At 41.0% G+C, this 23,556-nt stretch carries 19 protein-coding genes; 12 read left to right on the top strand and 7 right to left on the bottom strand.

From position 1 onward, the window contains the following. Positions 1–456: 456 nt before the first annotated feature. Both DBR32_RS05575 and DBR32_RS05580 read right to left on the bottom strand, forming a co-directional pair. Entirely contained in the window at positions 457–2,382 is a 1,926-nt protein-coding gene (locus DBR32_RS05575) for a hypothetical protein (RefSeq protein WP_124635316.1), read from the bottom strand. Between the two features lie 4 nt (positions 2,383–2,386). Continuing rightward, positions 2,387–2,944, bottom strand: coding sequence for an RNA polymerase sigma factor (locus tag DBR32_RS05580; RefSeq protein WP_158605917.1), 558 nt, complete (start codon positions 2,942–2,944; stop codon positions 2,387–2,389). Between the two features lie 464 nt (positions 2,945–3,408). On the opposite strand from DBR32_RS05580, the gene DBR32_RS05585 reads away from it, so the two are divergent. Together DBR32_RS05585 and DBR32_RS05590 are read left to right on the top strand one after the other, a co-directional pair. After that, the gene (locus DBR32_RS05585) at positions 3,409–5,469 is read left to right on the top strand and encodes a gliding motility-associated C-terminal domain-containing protein (protein WP_158605918.1); all 2,061 of its coding nucleotides are present in this window, start codon (positions 3,409–3,411) and stop codon (positions 5,467–5,469) included. A gap of 321 nt (positions 5,470–5,790) precedes the next feature. After that, the gene (locus DBR32_RS05590) at positions 5,791–7,857 is read left to right on the top strand and encodes a gliding motility-associated C-terminal domain-containing protein (RefSeq protein WP_124635319.1); all 2,067 of its coding nucleotides are present in this window, start codon (positions 5,791–5,793) and stop codon (positions 7,855–7,857) included. A gap of 103 nt (positions 7,858–7,960) precedes the next feature. On the opposite strand, the gene hppD is transcribed toward DBR32_RS05590, so the two are convergent. The 3 genes from hppD to DBR32_RS05605 form a co-directional block, all read right to left on the bottom strand. Beyond that, positions 7,961–9,094 (bottom strand): 4-hydroxyphenylpyruvate dioxygenase, encoded by a 1,134-nt coding sequence (gene hppD, locus DBR32_RS05595; protein ID WP_124635320.1) that lies wholly within the window; start codon positions 9,092–9,094, stop codon positions 7,961–7,963. A gap of 67 nt (positions 9,095–9,161) precedes the next feature. Further along, entirely contained in the window at positions 9,162–9,671 is a 510-nt protein-coding gene (locus DBR32_RS05600; protein WP_124635321.1) for a hypothetical protein, read from the bottom strand. A gap of 83 nt (positions 9,672–9,754) precedes the next feature. Further along, a complete protein-coding gene (locus DBR32_RS05605) occupies positions 9,755–11,233 on the bottom strand; it encodes a carboxypeptidase-like regulatory domain-containing protein (RefSeq protein ID WP_124635322.1) in 1,479 nt (492 codons plus the stop codon). Positions 11,234–11,365: 132 nt separating this feature from the next. Here DBR32_RS05605 and DBR32_RS05610 point away from each other — a divergent pair, with 132 nt between their 5' ends. The 8 genes from DBR32_RS05610 to DBR32_RS05645 all read left to right on the top strand — a co-directional run bounded on the left by DBR32_RS05610 (position 11,366) and on the right by DBR32_RS05645 (position 18,045). Next, entirely contained in the window at positions 11,366–12,355 is a 990-nt protein-coding gene (locus DBR32_RS05610; RefSeq protein ID WP_124635323.1) for a D-alanine--D-alanine ligase, read from the top strand. A gap of 43 nt (positions 12,356–12,398) precedes the next feature. Then, positions 12,399–13,190 (top strand): PASTA domain-containing protein, encoded by a 792-nt coding sequence (locus DBR32_RS05615; RefSeq protein WP_124635324.1) that lies wholly within the window; start codon positions 12,399–12,401, stop codon positions 13,188–13,190. 54 nt (positions 13,191–13,244) lie between these two features. Next, positions 13,245–13,730, top strand: coding sequence for a hypothetical protein (locus tag DBR32_RS05620; protein ID WP_124635325.1), 486 nt, complete (start codon positions 13,245–13,247; stop codon positions 13,728–13,730). Between the two features lie 80 nt (positions 13,731–13,810). Then, positions 13,811–14,698 (top strand): alpha/beta fold hydrolase, encoded by an 888-nt coding sequence (locus DBR32_RS05625; protein ID WP_124635326.1) that lies wholly within the window; start codon positions 13,811–13,813, stop codon positions 14,696–14,698. Between the two features lie 19 nt (positions 14,699–14,717). Then, positions 14,718–15,497 (top strand): ABC transporter ATP-binding protein, encoded by a 780-nt coding sequence (locus DBR32_RS05630; RefSeq protein ID WP_233559670.1) that lies wholly within the window; start codon positions 14,718–14,720, stop codon positions 15,495–15,497. Positions 15,498–15,506: 9 nt separating this feature from the next. Next, positions 15,507–16,070, top strand: coding sequence for a Crp/Fnr family transcriptional regulator (locus tag DBR32_RS05635; RefSeq protein ID WP_124635327.1), 564 nt, complete (start codon positions 15,507–15,509; stop codon positions 16,068–16,070). A gap of 65 nt (positions 16,071–16,135) precedes the next feature. Continuing rightward, complete coding sequence (locus tag DBR32_RS05640) at positions 16,136–16,462, top strand: multidrug efflux SMR transporter (protein WP_124635328.1); 327 nt, start codon at positions 16,136–16,138, stop codon at positions 16,460–16,462. Positions 16,463–17,121: 659 nt separating this feature from the next. Then, positions 17,122–18,045, top strand: coding sequence for a YihY/virulence factor BrkB family protein (locus DBR32_RS05645; RefSeq protein WP_124635329.1), 924 nt, complete (start codon positions 17,122–17,124; stop codon positions 18,043–18,045). Here DBR32_RS05645 and DBR32_RS05650 read toward each other — a convergent pair. Next, the gene (locus DBR32_RS05650; RefSeq protein ID WP_124635330.1) at positions 18,023–19,408 is read right to left on the bottom strand and encodes a dicarboxylate/amino acid:cation symporter; all 1,386 of its coding nucleotides are present in this window, start codon (positions 19,406–19,408) and stop codon (positions 18,023–18,025) included. The two genes, DBR32_RS05645 and DBR32_RS05650, sit on opposite strands and share 23 nt — an antisense overlap. An 886-nt stretch (positions 19,409–20,294) precedes the next feature. Continuing rightward, positions 20,295–20,981, bottom strand: coding sequence for a rhomboid family intramembrane serine protease (locus tag DBR32_RS05655; RefSeq protein WP_124635331.1), 687 nt, complete (start codon positions 20,979–20,981; stop codon positions 20,295–20,297). A 198-nt stretch (positions 20,982–21,179) separates the two neighbouring features. Between DBR32_RS05655 and DBR32_RS05660 the strand changes: the two genes are divergently transcribed. Both DBR32_RS05660 and DBR32_RS05665 read left to right on the top strand, forming a co-directional pair. Beyond that, positions 21,180–22,352 (top strand): DUF4856 domain-containing protein, encoded by a 1,173-nt coding sequence (locus tag DBR32_RS05660; protein ID WP_124635332.1) that lies wholly within the window; start codon positions 21,180–21,182, stop codon positions 22,350–22,352. 84 nt (positions 22,353–22,436) lie between these two features. Next, complete coding sequence (locus DBR32_RS05665) at positions 22,437–23,555, top strand: imelysin family protein (RefSeq protein ID WP_158605919.1); 1,119 nt, start codon at positions 22,437–22,439, stop codon at positions 23,553–23,555. The last annotated feature ends 1 nt before the right edge of the window (position 23,556 follow it).

The raw sequence follows: 23,556 nt of genomic DNA on the forward strand, positions 1-23,556 counted from the left end.
ATTTTTTGGGGTTAACAATTTGGCATTATTATCTGCCACTATATATAACGATACTGCTATACCGTTCGTTAGTAAAAAGAAAATTATTTTTATTGAGTATCTGCTTTTAAGAAACAAAGACTTAATTATTCTTTTGGTTTCCGTTTATCACTATGCTACCTTTTGCCTTGAGGCAAAAGGTAGCGCCAAAAAATCAGGGCTGTATAAATCCATGGCTAAAAATCAATGTGTCGGTCGGTCGCCAACCAAACTCGCTGCGCTCAGATAGTGGTTTGCACCTTTATCGACCGAGCCAATTATTTTCTTGACGCCGGATTTATAAGGCAGGACCTAAGCAATCTGTTCTGTACGGATCGCTTATTGTTTTCACCACAGCGATAACAATTTTGTGAGTGAAGTTGCGATGCACAGCAATCGCCTTGATAAAAACAGGGTCGCCTATATGCGGATTTCATATTATTTTTTACCTAGACGGAAGAGTGTATACCCCAAGGATAGTCGGATATAGGTTTGCGAAAATATTTGACGCAAATCAGGTTCCGCAATGCGATTATAACCCGATAGATTTTGTTGTATTAACACATCAAGCATCAGCTTCTCTCTGAAAGTATAACTAAGCCCTAAACTATACCCGAAGCATACTGGGCTTTGGTTTTGGGGTATCAGGGATGGCTTATAGTTATAGAAGGGATTGCTTCCCGGGTGCAAAAACTTACCTGAGGCCGCAGGTGCTGTGGTATCGATACTATTTAATACGGTATCAGTAATCGTAAGACCAGATAATGTGCGTAGTTTATTATTCCACAAAACGATCTTACCAAAAGTCAAATTGACTCCTGCCGTGGCAGAAAAATGCCGGCTTATTTTATATTGGAATAGGAAAGGCAGTTCCAGTTCTACAAAATTTCTTTTCGCTTCTATTGAAGTAATGATAGAGTCATAGGTTTGCCTGTATGCAAAATCATATCTATTTCCGAGTAAGCTATCTTGTCTGATATTAAATAGTTCCGCTATGGTTGGCCCCGCCTGATAAAAATTACCGGTCATACGTGTATAGGAGCGGTTTAACCGCGCTACTTTAATACTTGGCTGGAACAAGAAATTCCAGCGGTTTGAAAACTGCAGCGCTCCAAATATAGAACCCACATACTTTCCGGCAGTAAAACTATTGAATCCATTTTCATAGCCGGCCTTGATGCCCATAGATACATTTAGCGGTTTCTTGATCTTCTTTTCTTCTGTAACATTAAGGGTTTTGGTTTTTGATATGCTCTCTTTAGGGAACGTATTATTTTTATCTTGTTCTTTCTTTACAACAGCTGATTTTCCGGTATGCGGAACAATTGTATGCTCTACTGTGTTCTTGGTGCTTTCCTCCGCTTTTATGGATATATCAGGATTAGCAGCTATCGTTTGCAAGCCCGGTTCCGGAGTATTATTTTGCTCCTTTAGGGTTCCGATTCGACCCACCTCGGCATTGGTTTTTTTATGGGCCGGTGCGTCTGTCGGATCTTTAAATTGCGCGCTATGCACGATTATCGAATTTGACTCATTTTTCGCTGCACTTTTCGGAGCAGGCTTATTGTACTTCTGCCTTTTCGATTTGCTGCTTACCGCAATATCCTTTTTATATGGTTGCTTTATGGCGTTCTGATCGCTTGTTACTTCGGTATTTGATTCTTCCATACCCACTGTAGTACTCGACTTTTGTGCTGATTTTTTAGATTTCGTCAAAGTATTTTCAACCACGCGTCCTTTTAAGACCGTATTTTCTGCCGGGGAAGCCTCATCCGTAATACGATTTACGTGATGTGCTTCGATTTGCCGATCCTGATGCGGCAATGTGTGCTCATTTTGTGCTACAGTCCTTTGTGCCACATTAGGGGTTGCCTTCCTTTTTTGATGAAGCAATTGTACTTCCTCTTTTGTAACCACACCTCTAACAGCATCCGATTTAGCCCTATGATTGCGCTTACCCGGATTACGCTCCGGTTTATTTTTAGTTAACGGATGCTTGCTTACCGACATCGCTATGTCATTTATATTGACCCGCTCCTGCGTTTTTTGTTTCGTATTTATTTTGGGGCTATACTGTTGTGCTACATTTGTCTTATTTCTTTGAGACACAATAGACTGGCTCACTGCATGCTTAATCAAAGAGAATGAGGACTTGGACCGGGTGGCATAATATGCCGCAATAGCGACCCCAATCAGTAACACCGCTAGTGAGATCTGAAACCACCATCCGAATATACGGCGATCCGCACGATCGTCATCTAATCTCTTTTCCAATGCCTCCCATACCAATAAGGGAGGTGTCTCGGTAGCATTACCGAGCTCTTCTTGAAAAAATTGGTCAATATTTCTTTTGTTATTATTCATTGCTTTACGTTAAAGCGTCAATCTTTTCTTTTAATCGGCGTCTGGCATCATTTAAATGCCATCGACTATTGTTTTCTGTAATACCCAATAAACCTGCAATTTCTTTATGCGAAAAATCGTCAAATACAAACAAATTGAAGACACTCCGCTGCATATCGGGTAAACCATGAACTAATGTGATCAATTCATTGTAGGCTAATTTTGCTATACTTGTTTCGGGGATGGAGATCTCTTGTCCTTTGACTTCTGTCTTTACAATCTGATCTTGTTTTATTTTTTTACGCAGAAAGTCCATCGTGGTATTGATCGTAATTCTATGCATCCAGCCTTCAAAAGAACCGGAATGAGCATATTTTTCGATATGCGTCAAAATTTTAAAAAAACTTTCGTTCAGGATTTCTCCGGCATGATTTACATCATATACATATCTACGGATTTTGGCATAGAGGGCAGGCGAAAAATGGTCATACAGCGTTTTTTGCGCACGTTTATCTTTGGCAATACACTGTTGAATAAGCAAAAACAACCCTTCAACGCCTGAAAAGGCTCTGTCTTTTTTCAAAGGGGCGGTTTGTGTTTCTTCTATTCTCAAAATATTTAGCGGGATCTATTAGGTCATTACGAAGCATACTTCCATAAGCATGACGTATGGAAATCATAAAGCGTTAGTACTTAATCATATTTTATTTTCAATCATATCATTCATCATCCCCGACTGAACTTACCGATAACCGTTTGCTACACGAAAAGCGGGTACAGTACTTTAAAAGATAAAGAACAATCTGTTTATAAAAAACAGGGTTTGATAATATTTCAATACGCATCTATTTGCATCATGGTGGCAACCATCCTATTGGCACAAACAGGCATTTTGGTCGGGTTGTTGTCTGGTAAAAAACGGAAAAGCACCTGTCACTTTGAATCATCAAAATCGCTTAGCCGGAGAAAGAATAGAACAACATTTCGATTGCCTAAAAATAGTCAAATAAAATTGTATATTTAACCCGTTGAATAAAAATGAATAACATGAGTAAAATATATGTAACCCACTTAACCATATTGCTACTATTATTTAACGCCTTAGCCGCACTAGGTCAGGGAGAGAATAATCAATGGCATTTTGGAAGGGGTCATCATATGGATTTCAATAATAGTCCGCCCACTTATGATACGAACTCAAATATAGTTACTTCGGAGGGCAGCGCTACGGTTTCCGATGCTCAGGGTAATCTAATCTTCTATACGATGGGTTGTCGTATCTGGGATCGGAACGGCAATGAAATGCCTAATGCCACCGGCCTCTTGGGCAATGGACCGGCCAATAGTGGATTTGTGGGTTCCGGACGGGAAAGTGTTCAAATCCTTCCCAACCCCGGCAATGCCAATCAGTTTTATGTTTTTTCGGCCAGCGATGCGGAAGACGGCCTGGATACACTTTTCTACCACATTGTGGATATGAGTCTGAATGGCGGTTTGGGCGATGTGATACCCGCTTCTAAAAACACGGTATTATTTGATGCCGGCTATTTCGGACTTACGGAAATAACCGCTACAGCTTACGGAGATTGTAATACCTATTGGTATATTGTCGCTACCGGCACACCTCAAAATGGCGATATCCTTGCCTTCAAAGTAGATGAGGACGGCGTATCTACTACTCCGGTCAGGTCTATAGTGGGTATAAACTATATGGCTGATATGTACATATCAAACATGAGTCCGATAGCCTATTTTGCAGTACATCAGGGTGTAGTACGTTCCTCATTCAATAAAAGTACCGGGGTATTCAATAATTTCGAGATGCTCATTAATAATTTTGGCGATAGCCACATTGCATTGTCGCCTAATGAGCAGGTTTTATACCGTGCTACTCCTTATTCCTTAACGCAATATAATCTGCAACCCTATCCCGATACGACAGCCATTGCAGCCTCTGTAGTCACGCTTCTGCCATTAGCCAATTTAGGAGATATCCGGCTGGGTCCCGACAACAAAATCTATATGCCGCAGGCTTTTCTAAACGCATATATGTCCCGGATAGAACAGCCCAATGTATTAGGTACAGGCTGTATGTTTATCCCACAGTACATGTCGATCCCCAACCAAATATCCTATTATGCTTCTTTCGGTCCACCCGCGAGAATCCGGACACACCGGGATACTATTTTCAGCAAAACCATGCCCGCGTTTCCCTGTTCCAGTAGTGGTCTGCAGTTAAGTAGTACACATCCCAATATCACTTCATATCGTTGGAATAATGGAAATACCAGTTCACAGCAGACCGTTTCCCAACCAGGAATTTACTGGGTCGAGGCCCGATCCAGCGATTGCAAACTCTACATCGACAGCTTTATTGTACAGTACCCGAATATGACTTCATTTCTTGGCGCCGATACGCTAATCTGCACGGGACAACCTTTAATATTGAATGCATATCCCCCGGATGCAGATGCTTATACCTGGAGCGATGCCAGTACTGGCGCTACACTTGCGGTAACTGCCGCCGGCACCTATTATGTGACCGCAAAAGAGGGCAATTGCACTTTTTACGATACGATAAAGGTCGACATGGTGAGCCCGGCAATAGCCATCCTGCAGGCAGATACAACTATTTGTTCCGGAAGCAGCATAATGGTAACGGCCGCTACGAATATGAATAGCACCATATATTGGAACACAGGACAGACTGGTTCTTCTGTGTCAGCAACCAAAGCCGGGCCTTATATTGCTGCTACGCAAAATATATGTGGTATACAGTCCGATACTCTGCTCCTTACAGAAGTAAACTGCGACTGTCTACCTATGGTGCCTAATACCTTTACCCCAAACAAGGATGGCCGTAATGATGTCTTTATGCCCTTATTCCGCGGCACTTGTGAGACAAAGTTCTATGAACTGCATATCTATAACCGTTACGGACAGCTGGTCTTCTCTTCTTTTCAGAAAGACAAAGGTTGGGATGGGAATTACCAGAATAACAAATCAGCAGATCCAGGGGTCTATTTCTATATGGTTAAGGTGATCAGCCGCTATGGAGCTGAGGACAAATCGCTTATATTTAAAGGGGATATTACTCTGATACGATAAGACTCCCATTTAATGCACGGATAAAATTCTTTATTACTATCCGCATATAAGCAACTATTTCATTCGTCCTTTTGTGGCAATGGTCATTACCGTTTAGCTTACAAATAACTTGGGTAGAAAACCCCGCGAAATAAAAGCAATAAACACGGGCCGTAAAAGCGCATTAAAAAAATAAAAAGGGGTGCCTGCGCATCTCTTTTTTATTGATCTTGCTTGTTTTAGCTGAAGTTTGTTCAAGGAGATTGGCCCATAAATAAAGCAGTCTTCCAGCTCACATAAAAGAAAAAAAATTGTATATTGAGGGGGTATAATCAGATTCACATGAAGAAAATATACCGTATCTGGCTACCGCTATTATTTATGTTGCTGTCAGGGAGCATGGTGGCACTGGCGCAGGGAGAGAATAAGCAATGGCACTTCGGAATGGGTCATCATATCAACTTTAATACCACGCCACCCAGCTATAACCAGAATTCTAATATGGCTACTTTTGAAAGCAGTGCTGCCGTAAGTGATGCTCAGGGCAACCTGCTTTTTTATACCATAGGCTGCCGCATCTGGGACCGCAATGGCAACCAGATGCCCAATGCTACCGGCCTGTTGGGCAATGGGCCATCCTGGGGTACCGTGCAAGGTTCGGGCCAGGAAAGTGTGCAGATATTGCCCAACCCGGCAAATTCCAATCAGTATTACGTGTTCTCTGCCAATGCCAGCGAGGACGGTATGGATAAAGTATATTACCATATCGTGGATATGAGCCTGAATGGAGGCTTGGGAGATGTGATACCGGCTTCAAAAAACACCTTGTTGCTGGATGCAGGGCTGTATGGTATCACCGAGAATACCGGTACTGCTTATGGCGATTGTAATAATTACTGGTATATTGTATTAACAAAGGCCCCTTGTCAATATTATGCTTTTAAAGTAGATGCCAACGGTGTATCAACCACTCCTGTTATCTCCACGCCTAATATTCCGGTTGCTGAAGGATCTTTTAAGGTCTCGAATCTCCGGCAGGCTTCCTATACCGCCTCGAATAGCGGCGATATGATACGTTCCTCATTTAATAAAACCACCGGGATATTCAGTAATTTCGGAACTATTCCGAATACGGCGACCTGGCATTTTGAACTGTCTCCTGATGAGCAAATCCTATACACTTCTGATGCCGCAACCATAAAGCAATTTAACTTACAGCTCTACCCTAACCTAACGGCGATCGGGGCTTCGGTAACAACTGTTGGCACAGGTGGCCCTCATTTTGATTTTCGACTCGCTCCTGACGGTAAAATCTATGTGTCCAGCATCGGCAACTATATCGGCCGGATTGAACAGCCCAATCTCATCGGCCCGGCCTGTACCTTTACACCTCAGTTTTTCACCGTCACCGGAACTGCAAGCTCTTTACTCTTGGCCAGATTGGGGCCCAATAATTTAAAGCCGCCACATAACTCTTCAGATACAATCCGCAGCCACACCTCAGCAATGCTTCTTTGCGAGGAAGACAGTGTAGTGCTCGAAAACCTGCACCCGGGCAATACTACTTTTTACTGGTATGACGGCAGTAATGCTGATCACCATACGATAACGCAGCCTGGGACTTATTGGGTACGCTCCTCCCATAATGCCTGCACGCTCTATATAGACACTTTTACCGTCAGCAGGTCTCCCGCTCCCCTGATCCTGGGCAAGGACACCATGATCTGTAAAGGCCATGAAGCCATCTTAAATGCTTTCGATCCCAGGTTCGATCATTATGAATGGAGCGACGGCAGCACCGGAACAACACTTACAGTAAATACGCCGGGCACTTATTATGTGACCGTACAAGCAGGGCCATGCACTTTCTCCGATTCGATTAAGTTAGGTATCACGGAACCGGAAATAAATATCCTTCAAGCGGATACATCAATTTGCAGCGGAAGCACAATATATGTAAGCGCCAGCACCAATATGAACAGTGCTATCTACTGGAATTCCGGGCAAAGCGGGCCGTCCATTCCCATAAGCAAGCCGGGGACTTATGTGGCTTCCACGCAAAATATGTGCGGTATACAGTCGGATACTCTGCTGCTCACAGAAATCAATTGTGACTGTGTACCCATCATCCCTAATAGCTTTACCCCCAACAGGGATGGTCGTAATGATGTATTTATGCCGGTATTTCCAGGCAGTTGTGATGCAAAGTTTTATGAGTTGCATATCTATAACCGCTATGGCCAGCTGGTTTTCTCCTCCTTTCAGAGAGACAGGGGCTGGGACGGAACCTATCAGGGCAATACACCCGCAGATCCCGGCACCTATTTCTATATCGTTAAGGTCATCAATCGTTATGGCGCGGAGGACAAACCGCTTACGCTCAAAGGAGATATTAGCCTGATACGGTAATATTTATACCGGGTAAAATGCATAACTGAAAACATATTCGCAAAAAAAATCCCCCGAAACCAAGGTTCCGGGGGATTTTAATATAATAATCGTACAGACAAACTTAGAGATTACCTCTTTTCGCTTGTTCTCTCTCGATACTTTCAAACAATGCTTTAAAATTACCCGCGCCAAAACTTTGGGCACCATGTCTTTCGATAATTTCAAAGAACAAGGTCGGACGATCTTCTACCGGTTTGGTAAAGATCTGTAACAAATAACCTTCTTCATCGCGATCTACGAGGATGCCTAAAGCCTGCAGCTTTTTCATATCTTCATCGATCTTGCCTACCCTTTCAGGCAACATATCATAGTAAGCTTCCGGTGGTGCACTTAAAAATTCTACGCCTCTGCTTTTCAGATCTGTAACGGTTTTTACGATGTCTTTAGTCGCTACGGCAATATGCTGTACGCCTTCACCTTCATAATACTCCAGGTATTCTTCAATCTGGGATTTCTTCTTTCCTTCTGCGGGTTCGTTGATCGGGAATTTAGAGAATCCGTTACCATTACTCATTACCTTACTCATTAAGGCAGAATATTCGGTATTGATTTGCTTATCATCAAAAGAAAGGATGTTTACAAATCCCATCACGTCTTCATACCATTTTACGGTCGGCAACATTCTGTTCCAGCCTACATTACCCACACAGTGATCTACATATAACAATCCGGCCTCTGCAGGTTGATAATCACTTTCCGATTTTTCATAACCCGGCATAAATGCACCATTGTAGTTTTTACGCTCAATGAACATATGTACCGTTTCTCCATAAGTAAAGATACCACTCATGCGTACCTCTCCGTTCTCGTCACTAATCGTCACCGGCTCCATATAAGGCTTACCACCTCTTTTCGTTGTTTCTTCAAATGCGCTATAGGCATCATCTACCCATAAAGCCAGTATTTTCACTCCATCTCCATGTTTTTTCACGTGCTCCGCAATGGGATGATCTGAATGCAAGGCGGTCGTTAATACTAAACGGATCTTACCTTGTTGTAACACGTAAGAAGCTCTGTCGCGCACACCCGTTTCAGGACCGGCATAAGCAACCGATTGAAAGCCAAACGCCGTTTTATAGTAGTGTGCCGCCTGCTTGGCATTACCTACGTAAAACTCGATATAATCTGTACCATTAATTGGTAAAAAATCCTGCGCTTTGGCAATTTTCTGTGCAAATGTTTCTGTAGTTGACATGATATATTTTTAATTAATTATGTAAATAGTTTTTGCCGTTCAAATGTAATATTTTTTTTACAAACACTTACGCAAGATATTGCTGCATTTGCTGTATTTGCGGCATCAGCTGGGGCTGTACTTTTAGTCCCTTCATACGCTGCAAATAGCTCCTGGCCACTTCTTTTTCCCCCTTAATCACCGCAATATCAGCCAAAGACAGTAAAGCAATGGCCTTATCCTGTTCAACACGCAGACCTTCATCCAATGCCAGTTCAAACAGGTTTTTAGCCGTACTAAAATCATCTTTTTCCCTGGCGAGGTATGCTTTAATATAATAGAAATAGGCCCTGCGGTTTTTCATTAATCGCTCCGGCTTCGTATTAAGGTTGATGATGGTCTCCGCTTCTTCCAACTGATTTCTACGCAGTTTGCCCAATGCAAGGTAAACAGTACCCAATTTATAGTATCCCCATAGCAAAGACACGGAAAGTAATGTCGCTAAGACCAGCAGGATCTTCAGATTCAAAACAGAGGCAACAATGGCGATGATAATACATAAGACCATTAAAGCAAAACGAACAATCGGAGTAAACAAAATAAAAAATTTAGAGCAACAAAGATAAACATATTTATGTAGTCTGAAATTGCCTTTTTAATACCCCCTTGCCATAATGATAATCAAGGCTTGTAATCAAGCGGCAGCTGTTTATCGAGTTTTTCATAAGACCAATAGCCTTCCAGAAACAGGTCATAAAAATTTAGATAATTACCATCTTCCAAAACGGGTATTTCATTGTCATTGAGGATTGTAATGATGCTTGTCTGCTGTTTTGCCGGGATGTGTTTATAGGGTGACAAGCGTTTCAAATAAGCTGCTTCTTCCAATTCGCGGGTATAGGTAACATGCAAATACCCCTTAAAGGCAAGTATGATCGCTCCCGCTTCACTGACCCGAAAAGAATCGGAAGGTAGTATATCGGTATATAATATATCCATATAACGCACCCGATTGTACGGCATACGATCTGCCTGTTCTGGTTTTCCGGAAAAAGATATGTTTTTCATCGCTGCCGCTGTAATACTATCCTGTGGACTTAAGCGGTTGTGATCATAATAGGTAACAATCAGCGCCGTATCCTTTGCCGTTTTTTCAAAAGAATAGTAATCATGTGCTGTTTGCATGCTATCCTTCATAGGCAATGCCAGTTGAGATACCCTACTACCTGTATCGCTGCTGAGCCAGGCCTTTAAAGCCAAAAAAGCAGGAATAAGTTTCGCTGTATCCACTCCTGGTCTTTCGGTCATTCGGGTTACCAGGCGGCTTAAGTCTTCTTTCCGGGATAAGTTCAGGGTATCAACCCATACCGGCATATACTTCCCATATTCAGTACTCCGGATTCTTTGCAAAACCCGCACTTCAAATCCTTCCGGAAGGATACTATTCTTATATACCGAGCGGATAAAATGATTTAAGGAACCGTCATAAGCCGATTTCCGGTTCTGCGACACAGTATTGATGCGCTTTTTCTGCTTTATTTGATCAATTACATATCTGGAATAGCCCGAGTAAAAAGCTTTCTGTGCTGCATAATCTTTGGTGAAATCAATAAGATCGTAGTAAATGGTATAACCCAATTGTTTGTGCCTGATCCTAATCGGCTCCTTGGCCTGTACATATAATATCTGTTTCAGGTTGTCGAACCGGAAAACAATGGCCTTTTTATTCACGATCTCACAGTCTTTTGCCCAATCGGAATAACCGATAAAATTCTCCATAAAATCCTGTCCGTATTGTGCCCAACCATTTTTAAGGGGAGACAATACATTTACTTCCGACAATTCCTCTGTCCTCACCTGAAGCACTACTTGTAAGGGTTCAAGGGGCTCCTCTTTTAGATTCATGCTTTTCAGTTCATAGCCTAGTGACTGGAATACAAGATTGACAGGAAGTGGTTGCGCATAAGATAAGGTGAAATAGCCTTTTTCATCTGTAGTGGTGCCAATCGTTGTATTATTAATATATACTGCACAAGCGCTTATAGGAACTTGTGTCGCCTGATCGATTACCCTTCCTGTCACCGTTTTTCCCCAAGCAGCAGGCCATACGAATAATATGCATAGGATGGTGCACAGACCGGTTGTTTTTATATCCTTCATACTAAATCTACGAATATTTCGTACAAATATAATTCATAAATTCTTTTTACAACATTAGCCCCAAAAAGTATGCTCATTTTATTACCTTTGGCGTTCTTTTATAATACATACATCTCATTACATATCATAATAATGAAAAAAAATATCGCCTTAGTAGCTGGTGGTTACAGCGAAGAACATATTATCTCTATCGGTTCAGCTAAAACAATAGAAAAAAATTTAGATGCCGATAAATATTCCGTCTATAAGATTATCATTACAAAAGAGAGTTGGTATTATGAATACCAGGATAGCAGGATTGAGGTTGATAAGAATGATTTTTCCATTATAGTAGCCGGTAATAAAATCAATTTTGAAGCGGTATTCATCGCGATTCATGGTACTCCGGGTGAAGATGGGAAACTGCAGGGCTATTTTGATATGATCGGTATGCCTTATACCACCTGTAATGCGATTGTATCGGCAGTGACGTTCAACAAAAGTTTCTGTAACAAAGTAGTGAACGACTTTGGCGTCGTCAATATTGCCAAATCGGTACACTTGTTCAAGGAAGATCCTTATTCCCTGGGATCGGTACTGGACAAAATACAGTTACCCGTATTCGTAAAGCCCAATGAAGGAGGTTCCAGCATTGCGACTACAAAGGTTTCTAAAGTAGAAGATTTACACGGTGCAATCGAAGCGGTATTTGCCGTGGATACGCAGGCTTTAATCGAAGAATTTATTGAAGGCAGGGAACTGACTATGGGTGTTTACCGTATCGGCGGAGAGATCAATACGCTCCCCCCGACGGAGATTATCTCTAAAAATGAGTTTTTTGATTATGCAGCAAAGTATAATAATGAAAGCGAAGAAGTAACCCCGGCGCAAATTCCGGACAATATCTTAAGGGATCTGCAAGACAAAGCAAAAGTGATCTTTTTAAGACTCAATTGTAAGGGTTTTGTGCGCATGGACTTTATCCTGAATAAACACAATAACGAATTATACTTTTTGGAAGTCAATACCATGCCGGGACAAAGTGAGCAAAGTCTGATCCCGCAACAGGTAAGGGCCGCAGGTATGCAACTAAATGCTTTCTACGAGCAAATGCTTGAAGAATGTTTACGCAATAAAAAATAAAAATTACCTTAGCACTTGATTTAAGGATCAAAATATTCATTTGATGAAAAAACTTTTTCGCTCGTTCTGGTTTAACGTACTCTTTATTGTAACCATTTGTTTTGCCTTGTATTTTGCTTTTTTTGCATCATTAAGCATGCTGACTAATCATGGTAAATCGACCAATGTGCCGCAACTGAAGGGCAAAAAACTGGATATTGCCTTAAAAGAACTGGAAAAGCAAGGCTTTAAAGTGAGTGTGGACTCTGTATTTGACCCTACCAAAAAAGGAATGGAGGTGATTGATGTGCAACCACAGGAAGGATCTATCGTAAAACAGGGCCGTACCATATTTTTAATTGTCAATAAAATGTATCCGCCAGAAGTGGATATGCCCAATCTCGTCAACCTTTCGTTTAGAAGTGCTCAGCTGATTCTGGAGAGTAATAAACTGGTGTTGGGTGATACTATTTTCAAACCGGATATGGCCAAAGGAGCTGTTTTACAACAACTGTTGAATGGCGTACCTATTCGCCCCGGTCAGAAAATCAAACAAGGCACGCGTATTGATCTCGTAGTTGGTGATGGCTTAAGTAATGTAAGTGTAAATGTACCTAACCTGATCAATTTACCTTATCGGGAGGCCATTAAACTACTCAACGCGAGCAATATATTCATTACAGAGGTTTGGGATGGGTCTATTAGCGATTCCAGCACGGCGGTGGTCTACTTTCAGATGCCTGCAGCCAGAAATGAACAAGGCTACCCTAATACGATATTAGAAGGCGAAAATATGGATATCCGTATCCGCCAGCAACCTTTGTCTGTAGAAGAAACAAATGAAAATCCGCAATAATGTAGGATTGCTCAAAATTATTTTTATATTTACACTATTAATTATTATTTAGATATGAAAAAGGTATTACTTGCCGTATTGTGTTCCACGCTACTCTTCACTTCTTGTAAAGAAGAAGCCAAAATTGACATCTCTTACGAAAAAACATTAATGGATAAACATTGGGTATTGACAGATCTCAAAAACAATCCTAATGTAAATGTGAGTACCAATACCTGGACAAGTACCTTCGGTAGTGTTGCCCCATGTCTTAAGGATAACAGATGGTTTTTCAAATCGACTTCTGATTTATCCATTGACGAGTACTGGACAAAATGTACTAGTTCTGCTCCCGATGTCGCTAATGTATTTTACGTGATACAAAGCGAGAATTATATCAAAATATATACCAATAAGAGTAATGTAGATGGTTCTATTTTGGTAAAAGGCGATTTCAAAATGGTGGATGTCAACACCTTTACTATTGATGAGCGGAAACAGGGCACCACAGCCGCTATTACCATCAGCAATATTTATACGTACAAAAAGCAATTACAATAAGAGCATACAGCTTATTTTCAATAAGGGTTTATCTGGCAAAAAGATAAACCCTTATTTTGTATCATACCATAAAAAACATCATGAGTCCAGATTACACAGCATTATACCCTTATCCGATACAATACCAGAAAGTATTATTTGGCTCGGTCGAAATTGCCTATTGTGACGAAGGGCCTAAAGATGCTCCCGTACTGCTGTTCATTCATGGGCTTGGGCATACGATGATCGCTTGGCAAAAATGTATTGATCTGTTGAAAAAAGACTATCGGTGTATTGCCATAGACTTACCGGGCAACGGCATGTCATCCCAGGATATGGCCTATCCCTACAGCATGCATTTTTTTGCAGATGCAATAAAAGATTTCATCTTGCAACTACACTTAGAAAGGGTCTATTTATGTGGTCATTCTATGGGCGGGCAAATAGCCTTCACACTGGCCGCTCAGAACCAGCCGAATGTAAGCGGGTTAATCCAATGTGCCCCTGCAGGTATCGAAACCTTTAATGAATGGGAGAAATCGTTATACAAAAACACAATGTTATTTGTTGATATGCTGAGTACTGAAGAAAACAGCCTTCGGAAAGCCATCAACAATAGCTTCTATATTTTGCCGGCGAGTGCGCAAACGCTCATCAAAGACCTGATTACGCTCATGCAGTTACAAACAAAAGAGCATTACCGGTTAATGATGGATAAGTGCATTTCTGCCATGCTGGAAGAACCTGTAGATACGCAATTTGCTCATATTCACGTTCCGGTATTGGTGCTCTTTGGAGAAAAAGATACCCTGATCCCCAATAAGTTTATCCATCCAACAAGCCTTAAACAGATGATGATGGCCGTACAACCCAAGTTTAGCGACCTGCAATTTGCCTTAATTGCCCAATGCGGTCATTTTCTGCAATGGGAAAAACCACAGGATGTGTCTTATTATATACGCAGCTTTATTAAAGAAAAGCAGGCCTGATTTGAAATAAGCAGTACCTTTGCTAACTTCGAAAAATGCAGGATTGAGTACCATGGAATATGCCATAAACATCACAAATCTTTACAAAAAGTATCCCCATGCAGAGTTTAACTCTGTAGATGGCCTGAACTTACAATTTCCTAAAGGAAAGATATCCGGGCTTTTAGGTCCTAATGGCGCCGGAAAAACAACAACGATTTCCATTATGTGCGGCTTGGTCGCAGCCGATTCCGGCTCCGTAAAAGTGTTAGGCCTGGATGCCCAAACAGATATCCATAAAATCTTACAAAAAACGGGTATTGTAACCCAACATGTGGCCTTATATCCCCTGTTATCCGCCTGGGAGAACCTTGTTTACATAGGCGGCCTGTACAATATCCCTCAGAAAGCACTGCACGATAAAATCTCCTTTCTGCTGGAGCGCTTTGGCCTCCAAAACAGCGCAAAAAAACAGGTAAAGCATTTTAGCGGTGGTATGAAAAGACGCTGTAATATTATTGCCTCTCTGCTACACGACCCCGAATTACTAATTCTTGATGAGCCTACTGCCGGAGTAGACATTCATTCGCGTGCGATGATCCTTGACTTTTTAAGCGCCTATAATGAAGAGGGCCATACCATATTGTATACCTCACATCTGCTGGACGAAGCGGAACGCCTTTGTACAGAGGTCGCGATTATAGATGATGGAAAACAAGTGGTACAGGGCAGTATCCAGGATTTAAAAGCCCAGGTAGCTGGTGTAAATACCCTGGAGGAATTATTTTTACACTATACCGGACGCTCCTTAAGAGAGTAATTTCATGCAATGAGCATCACAGCCATCATACAAAAAACATATGTACTCCCCGACAGTGCCCTTCATAAGGTGGAACGACTGGCGGAGCATATGCTGCTCCCCAAAGGCCACCTCTTGTTAAGGGCCGATAAAATAGAACATCAGATGTATTTTATCGAGAAAGGCATTGTAAGAGCTTATGCTAATCCCGATGATACAGATATAACCTTTTGGTTCGGGAAGGAACAGGATATTATTATCTCGATGAAAAGCTATGTAGACGGTGCGGCCGGTTATGAACATATTGAACTATTGGAAGACTGTAGTTTATACCGGATACATACCAGTTCACTACAACAACTGTTCGAAACAGATATCCACATCAGCAATTGGGGCAGGAAATTTGCAGAACAGGAACTGATTAAAACTGAAGAACGGCTTATCTCCAGGCAGTTCAAGACCGCCAAAGAGCGTTACCAGGAACTCCTGCACAATCACCCCGATCTGCTACAAAGGGTACAACTGGGACATATTGCCTCCTATCTGGGCATTACCCAAGTAAGCCTGAGCCGTATACGCGCCGAAATCAAATAGCTTTTTTATCATTTGTAAAAAATTAATACAGAAAGAAGCCGGAACTTCGCTGTAAATTAATTTATATGAATTGGATTATCCTGATCTTTGCGGGTTTATTTGAAGTGGCCTTTACGTCTTGCTTAGGCAAAGCACAACAAACGACTGGCAGCACTGCCTACGGCTGGTACGCCGGTTTTGTGATCACTTGCTGTATCAGTATGTTATTACTCATGAAAGCAACCCAAACCCTTCCCCTCGGAACGGCTTATGCCGTATGGACAGGAATTGGTGCGGTAGGTACCGTCCTGATCGGCATTTTCGTATTTAAAGATCCGGCAACCTTTTGGCGTGTATTCTTTATCTGTACCTTAATTGCCTCTATTATCGGACTTAAAACGGTATCACACTAAATCCATACCGAAATCAAAACATTCGGCTATATCATTGCATTTTTGTGTCTTTTTTGCCGGAGCATAGGGCAAAAGCGAATATGACAAATTGTCATCCCATAAGATTGTCCCAAAATAACACGGCCTCCAATTTGGAGGCCGTGTCTGGTTGATGGTGGTAGAATTGTATTTATGTTGCTAATAAGCGCCCAGTTCTGGTGGCCTATTGTATGGTTTGTCTTAATTGTATGGTGTATTGACGCAAATGGTTAATCAAGTTAACACCCTTTATAGCCATAGTTCCCTTTTAGAGAACCTATACGCTATATTTGCGCCCACTCTATATATAGACGGTCGTCTTCTAAAAAACGTTTGAAAAAACCTGAAAAAGATTTCATTTATCCGTGAGGGATACGAAATTGTCGTATAAAAAATATGTGATAGATACTGCAGCTGAGGGTAGAGCAACATAGATATCATACCAAAATGCCGATAAAGAATCGGCCGCCACTAGGCTACATAAGGACAGGCGCTAAAAAACGTAAGCTGTTACTTAAATATTGAGGGAAACATAATATATATCTTTATACTTTATAGGAACCGATCACACATAGAATTTCAAAAATGTATTACATTTGGGCTGTGACACAATATTGTGCCTGTTCCGAATAATCATTTTCTTGAAAGCTAAAGTATCAATCCCAACCAATAATCAACCTGAAACGCAAAAAAGATGGCACACCTGGACCCTACCCGGATTCGAAGGATTCCCTGTTTATGTGATCTTAGGGGATATTGTAAAAGGTAATCGGGATCTGAGGCTTTTTGAACGGGCAGCAGCCATTTCCTTTAATATGCTGATGGCGATACCGCCAACTTTGATTTTCCTGGCGTCTTTAGTGCCCTTCTTGCCTTTAAATAATACAGAACCGGCAATCATTGATGCCATAAAACTCTTATCACCCAACGAAAAAATATTTGAAAACGTTTCCGCTATCGTCACCGATTTCCTGCATACCAAACGCAGAGACCTCCTCTCTATAGGGATCCTGTTCACGATCTTCTACTCTTCCAATGGGTTAATGGGCTTGATGCGGGCATTTGACCGCGTGTCCGATGCGACAAAATTCAGAACGGGCGTTAACCGTCGGTTGAATGCGATTTGGCTAACCATCATTCTCATGCTCCTTTCGCTGATGATTGTCGCATTTTTGATCTTCCAGAGTAATATGCTCGCCTATTTCTTCCAGTCGTTTGAGCATAATTCTACTTTAGTTACGATTATCAGCCGGCTGAGTATGCTCATTATTATGTTTTTGATGATCTGCCTCATCTATAAATTCTGCCCCTCATTGCATGAGCGCAGCAAATTCTTTTCTCCCGGAGCTTGGTTTGCCACTGTCATGAGTATGCTGGTGTCCTATGTATTTGTATATTTTGCAACTAATATTATCCACTACAATAAGGTGTATGGTTCCCTGGGCTCTTTGCTTATGTTCTTGGCTTGGCTATCGATCAGCAGCGTGATCATTATATTGGGTTTTGAACTCAATATTGCCATCTATTTGCGCAAAAGAAGCCTTAAGAAGGCTCCGCAACAGTAAAAGCTGTATTCATTTTTTCGTCATCCAGCTCTCCTTCCCAACGGGCCACTACGGCGCTAGCCAGACAATTCCCAATCACATTAACCGAAGTCCTGGCCATATCCATCAGTTCGTCTATACCCAAAATAGCCATTACCGGCAGCATAGGCAAATCAAAAGAAGTCACCACTCCCATTAAAATAACCAGAGAAGCCCGGGGAATACCCGCTACCCCTTTACTCGTGAGCATCAGGGTAAGCCCGATCAATAGCTGCTCGCTAAAGGGCAGATCTTTACCGGCTACCTGTGCCACAAAGATGCTGGCAAGGGATAAATAAAGCGTTGTACCATCCAAATTAAAGGTATATCCGGTAGGCAGTACAAAGGCCACAATTTTACGCGGAACGCCTATTTTCTCCATATTCTCCATCGCCAAAGGCAGTGCCGATTCTGAGCTGGTAGTCGCAAAAGCAATCGAAACCGGTTCTGAAACGGCCTTGATAAACTGCCGGATATTGATCCTTGCGATGAGCGCAATCGGCACCAAAATCACCACGATAAATACGACTAAAGTTATATATAAAGTAATCAGCAATTTCAGTAAAGAAATCAACATATCGATTCCCATATGAGCGGTCGTATAGGCGATGGCACCACCTACTCCCAGGGGAGCAAATTTCATAATGATATTGGTAAACCGGAACATAACGTCTGCCAAACTTTCCGTAAAATTCAACAGCGGCTCTTTCTTATGAATGGGCAGTTGTGCCAGTGCGATCCCAAAAATAATGCTGAATACCACAATCGGCAATACCTCTCCATGATAAATAGATTTAATAAAATTCTCAGGGAAAATATGAATAATATGATCCTGCCAGCTCATTGCTGCAGTAGCCGGCAAGTCCTCATGTAAGCCGGCGGGAATAACCACCCCTTTACCTGCCTGGGAAATGTTGATCGCGATCAATCCAATAACCAAAGCCAAAGTCGTTACGACTTCAAAATATAAAATAGACTTCCAACCCATACGGCCCAATTGCTTCATATTGGAATGAGAGGCGATCCCCACAACGAGGGTTGCGAACAAAATCGGGGCGATGATCGTTTTGATCAGCCTTAGAAATATCTTACTTAAAAACTGAAGCTGAAAGGCGAAATCCGGGAAGTTAAGCCCGACCTGAACCCCAACGATCATCGCGAAAATAATCCAGCTTGTGAGGGATTTTTTTTGAATTGAGTAAAATAAATATATAATAGAAAACAGGAGCCAAATTACTTTCAAAATATCACCGTCAAAAGATAGTATATTTTTAATATATAAAAATGAAATAATACTTGAAAAGAAAAAGGAGATCAGTGTTAATAGTTGTAATTTATTTTTCATGTATATAATATATATATTATTAAATTATTGCAAGAGATATCATGTAAATATACTAAATATTAGCCTTTTAACAAATAATATTATAGCACTTGTATTTATGAATAATAAAATTTATTAATCTGATACAACTTTTTGAGATTAACTGCGATTTAATATAAATAAAACATGAAGTAGACTTTATATTTTATTGAAAATCATCATTTTAAAATATAGATAATAATAAAACAAAATAAAAATTGACATAATGTCATAAAAATCATTTAAAGTATAATTAAGTACTTCATTTTATATCTATTATAAAGTTTAACTAATTTAAAATATAGAATAATTCATTTAACTTATATATTTCAATATATGATTTTTTAAGTTTTCACATGAAATATGTTACTATATATAAAAATAAAAAACGGAAGTGATACCAAAAATCCCGGCAGCATCACTATTGCTCCGATTCGATAATTAGTAAATTAATATTTATTATTGTTCATTTTTATTTAATATTAATTTACATTAATATGAATGTAAAAAAAATAATTAGCCTACCCTACTCCAAGAGCAGATGTACCTAATTTTCATATTTAGAAGAACTGGAGCAGGAAGCAATATTTAATATTATATTTATAACACATATTAATATATTAGCATAAAAAGAAGGTGCATACCACCCAAATAATCCGTTTTGGGTATTTTCAAATTACACAAATAATACTTATTACACATTTAAATAAACAACAATAAGAAAGAAGTAAAAACAACATATAGTGTATTGTAACAATATATAGTAGGCGCAAAAAAATAGGGCCTGGCTAACCAGACCCTATTCAAATTATACTTTTATAATATGCTATAAAATAAAAATTCAATTAATAATTACATAAATATTAGCCTACATATGAAAATTCATGAGTCGCTCTAAAAACAAAGCACCATGACTCGAATCAATAATAATCATATATACCAAGCCATAGACTGAACCCAAAAAGTGTGCCGTGTGATTGATCGTTTGCTTTGCCCGCCGACTCATAATAGCGGAGTAAATAAGATAGCCTACTGCAAATAAAATAGCGGGGATACAGAGAAAGAAAAAGATACAGATCCGCTCCCAGGGAATAAAGTAAATACATGCAAAAATGACAGATGCCACCCCACCGGATGCCCCTAAGCTTGCAAACCGGGGATTATGCATATGCCGGTAAAAAGAAGGCAGGTTGGCCACAATAATCCCACTTAAATAAAGCATCAGAAACTGATCTGCACCGATAAACCGCTCCAGCAAAGGGCCGAAAAAATACAAGGTAATCATGTTAAAAACCAGGTGTGCTGTATCCACATGAACAAAGCCGGAAGTGATCAGCCGGTAGGCCTGTAAGGGGTGGCGCATGGCAACAGGATAGAGCATCAGCTTTTGACGGATAGCTTCCTGTTTGAAACAATATAAGGAGATCAATACGGATATACCGATGATAATATAGGTTACGGGCATAGATAGAAATACTTTTTGAACATGAATTGTAAACTTACGCAAATCAAGGCATTGACCCGCTTTATGAAACGGTAAAATTCCGCGTGCCATTTTTAATTTATCATTATGAAAGTAAAGCACATATGTCAAAACTGAAAAATCAGAAAGCACTCCCTTTCCACAGCCCGTTCAAGATTTGTCATTATATTGTCAAAATATAGCAATCTGGATATATATGACTAATCCGCGACAGTTTCCCAACCTTGCTCTGATATATTTGCAGCGAATCATAAAAAACCAGTTAAAAAAATGAAAAAACAACTTTTACTTACCGCAGGTTCCCTTGTACTATTATTTAGTGCCTGTAAGAAAGACACCAAGAAAAATGATGAGGCCAATCTGAAGATTAAGTATAGTACCTTAACAAGCACCTCACACTACTTCAATACCTTTAAAGATGATGCCGGTGCCACAACGGTTAATTTTGACGGACAAACTACCCGCATCAAAATGTTATCTGAATTAGATGCCTATATGAAAAAGGGTACCACTTCCACCCTGGATGTTACCAAAATGGAAAATATGTTCCGCAATACCAATGCTCCGTTTACAAATGCAGCACTGAACAGCGCCACAGACAAGACAATCATTTCTAAAACCGCACAGTCATTCAGTACCGCCAATGCAGAACTGGAGCGCCAGCGCTTTCTTTCTTACTTTGCGAAACTAAAAGCGGCCAGTGAGCATTATACTCAGGTAGCGACCAGTGGTACTGCAGGTTTACTGGAAAGCAAATACCTGGTTAATGAAAAGGGTATTGAATACAATCAATTGGTACAAAAAGGACTGATCGGAGCGATGCTTTTAGACCAGATTAGTAATATTTACTTAGGCACCGAAAAGATGGCTGCCGATAATGAAGCCCTTATTGCCGGTAAAAACTATACGGCTTTGGCCCATAACTGGGATGAAGCTTATGGATACCTTACTGCAAACGAATACTATCCTAAACCAGACCCTGCTGATGCCACTAAATGGCTGGAAGTATTCCTGGGTAGCTATGCCCGTCAGGTAGGCCCAAGTGTAGGTGGAGATCCGAGCGCGATCTATATGGCCCTGTTAAAAGGTAGAGCAGCTATCGTCAACAAAGACCTGACTACCCGTAATGCACAAATTACAGCCGTTCGCAGTTCATTGGAAAAAGCAATTGCAACGATTGCCATCAGTTACCTCAACAAAACCAAAACGGCAACCAGCAATGGCGCTAAAATGCACTCTTTAGCAGAAGGCGTGGGTTTCGTGTATTCTTTACGTTTTGCCTTTAATGCAAAAGTAAACGCTACCAAATCTCAGGAATTAATGGATGCCCTGATGAATAAGCCTAATGGATTCTGGGACCTGACGAATGCGGATATTGATGCGGTTAGAGATCAGATTGCTACCCTGACCGGAGTAGACAAAGCTGCAGTGGTTAACCACTAAACCTTATTTTTCTTTATTTTATATAAACCAATGGGCTGTTCAATAAAACAACCCATTGGTTTATTGTCAAAAAAGCAATCCCATATGTTACGTAAAATCCTTTTGTATGCAAGTCTGTCAACGGTCTTTTTACTTTCTTTGTATGCCTGTAATAAAGGCAAGAAGAAGACAGACGATACAGCTGCCCTGGACAGGAAACCGATGCTCAGTCATTATGCAGATCAATATGTACTGCCCGGTTATGATGCCCTCATCCGCGATCTGAATACCCTGAATACACAAGCCGCTGCTTTTACCAGTACACCGAACAACTCCAGCCTGATCGCCTTAAAAAATGCCTGGGAAACGGCCTATCTGACCTGGCAAACCGTAGATATGCTGGAATTTGGGGCAACGGAAGAAATCTCTTTGCGTTCATATATGAACACCTACCCGGCCACCGAATCCAAAATTGAAGCGAATATCACAGCAGGTAATTATAACCTGGAGACTTTTGGGAATAAAGATGCCCAGGGTTTTCCGGCTGTAGACTATCTGATCAATGCCCTGGACGCATCGGGCACCATCGCCCGGTTTACCACAGCCGCTAATGCCGCTGCCTATAAAACATATTTAAGCGATGTCATTCGGAAAATGCAGGAAAAAGCAATTACGGTTAAGAACAATTGGGTATCGGGCAGAAATACGTTTGTGGATGCCACAGGAACAGATGCCGCCGGTGGGCTTTCTAAAATGACTAATGCCGTTGTCTTGTATTATGAGCGTTATTTACGTTCGGGCAAGGTCGGTTATCCTGTAGGTGCCATGACAGGTGTTGCCCTACCGGGTCATGTAGAAGCCTACTACAGCCCAGAATTATCCAAAAGACTTGCTATAAAAGCCCTGGAAAGCTTTATTGCCTTTTATGAAGGAAAAAATTATGATGGCACAGCAAGCACCAATGGCATGAAGCAGTACCTGAGTAGTATCGGCACTAAAGATAGTGACGGTACCTTGATGGCAACCGTCCTTAGTACTTCTCTTACGAATGGATTGACTGCCTTACAAAACCTGAACGGTACCCTTAAAGATGGGGTCAATACCAACCGAGTGGCGGTGTTGTCGGTATATGATAAATTACAATTATCCGTGGCTTTGCTAAAAGTTGATATGGTCTCTGCCTTTGGGATCTCCATAACCTATTTAGATAACGACGGGGACTAAT

Origin of the sequence: Taibaiella sp. KBW10 (assembly GCF_003852495.1) — a bacterium.
In the GTDB taxonomy this organism is placed as follows: Bacteria; Bacteroidota; Bacteroidia; order Chitinophagales; family Chitinophagaceae; genus Edaphocola.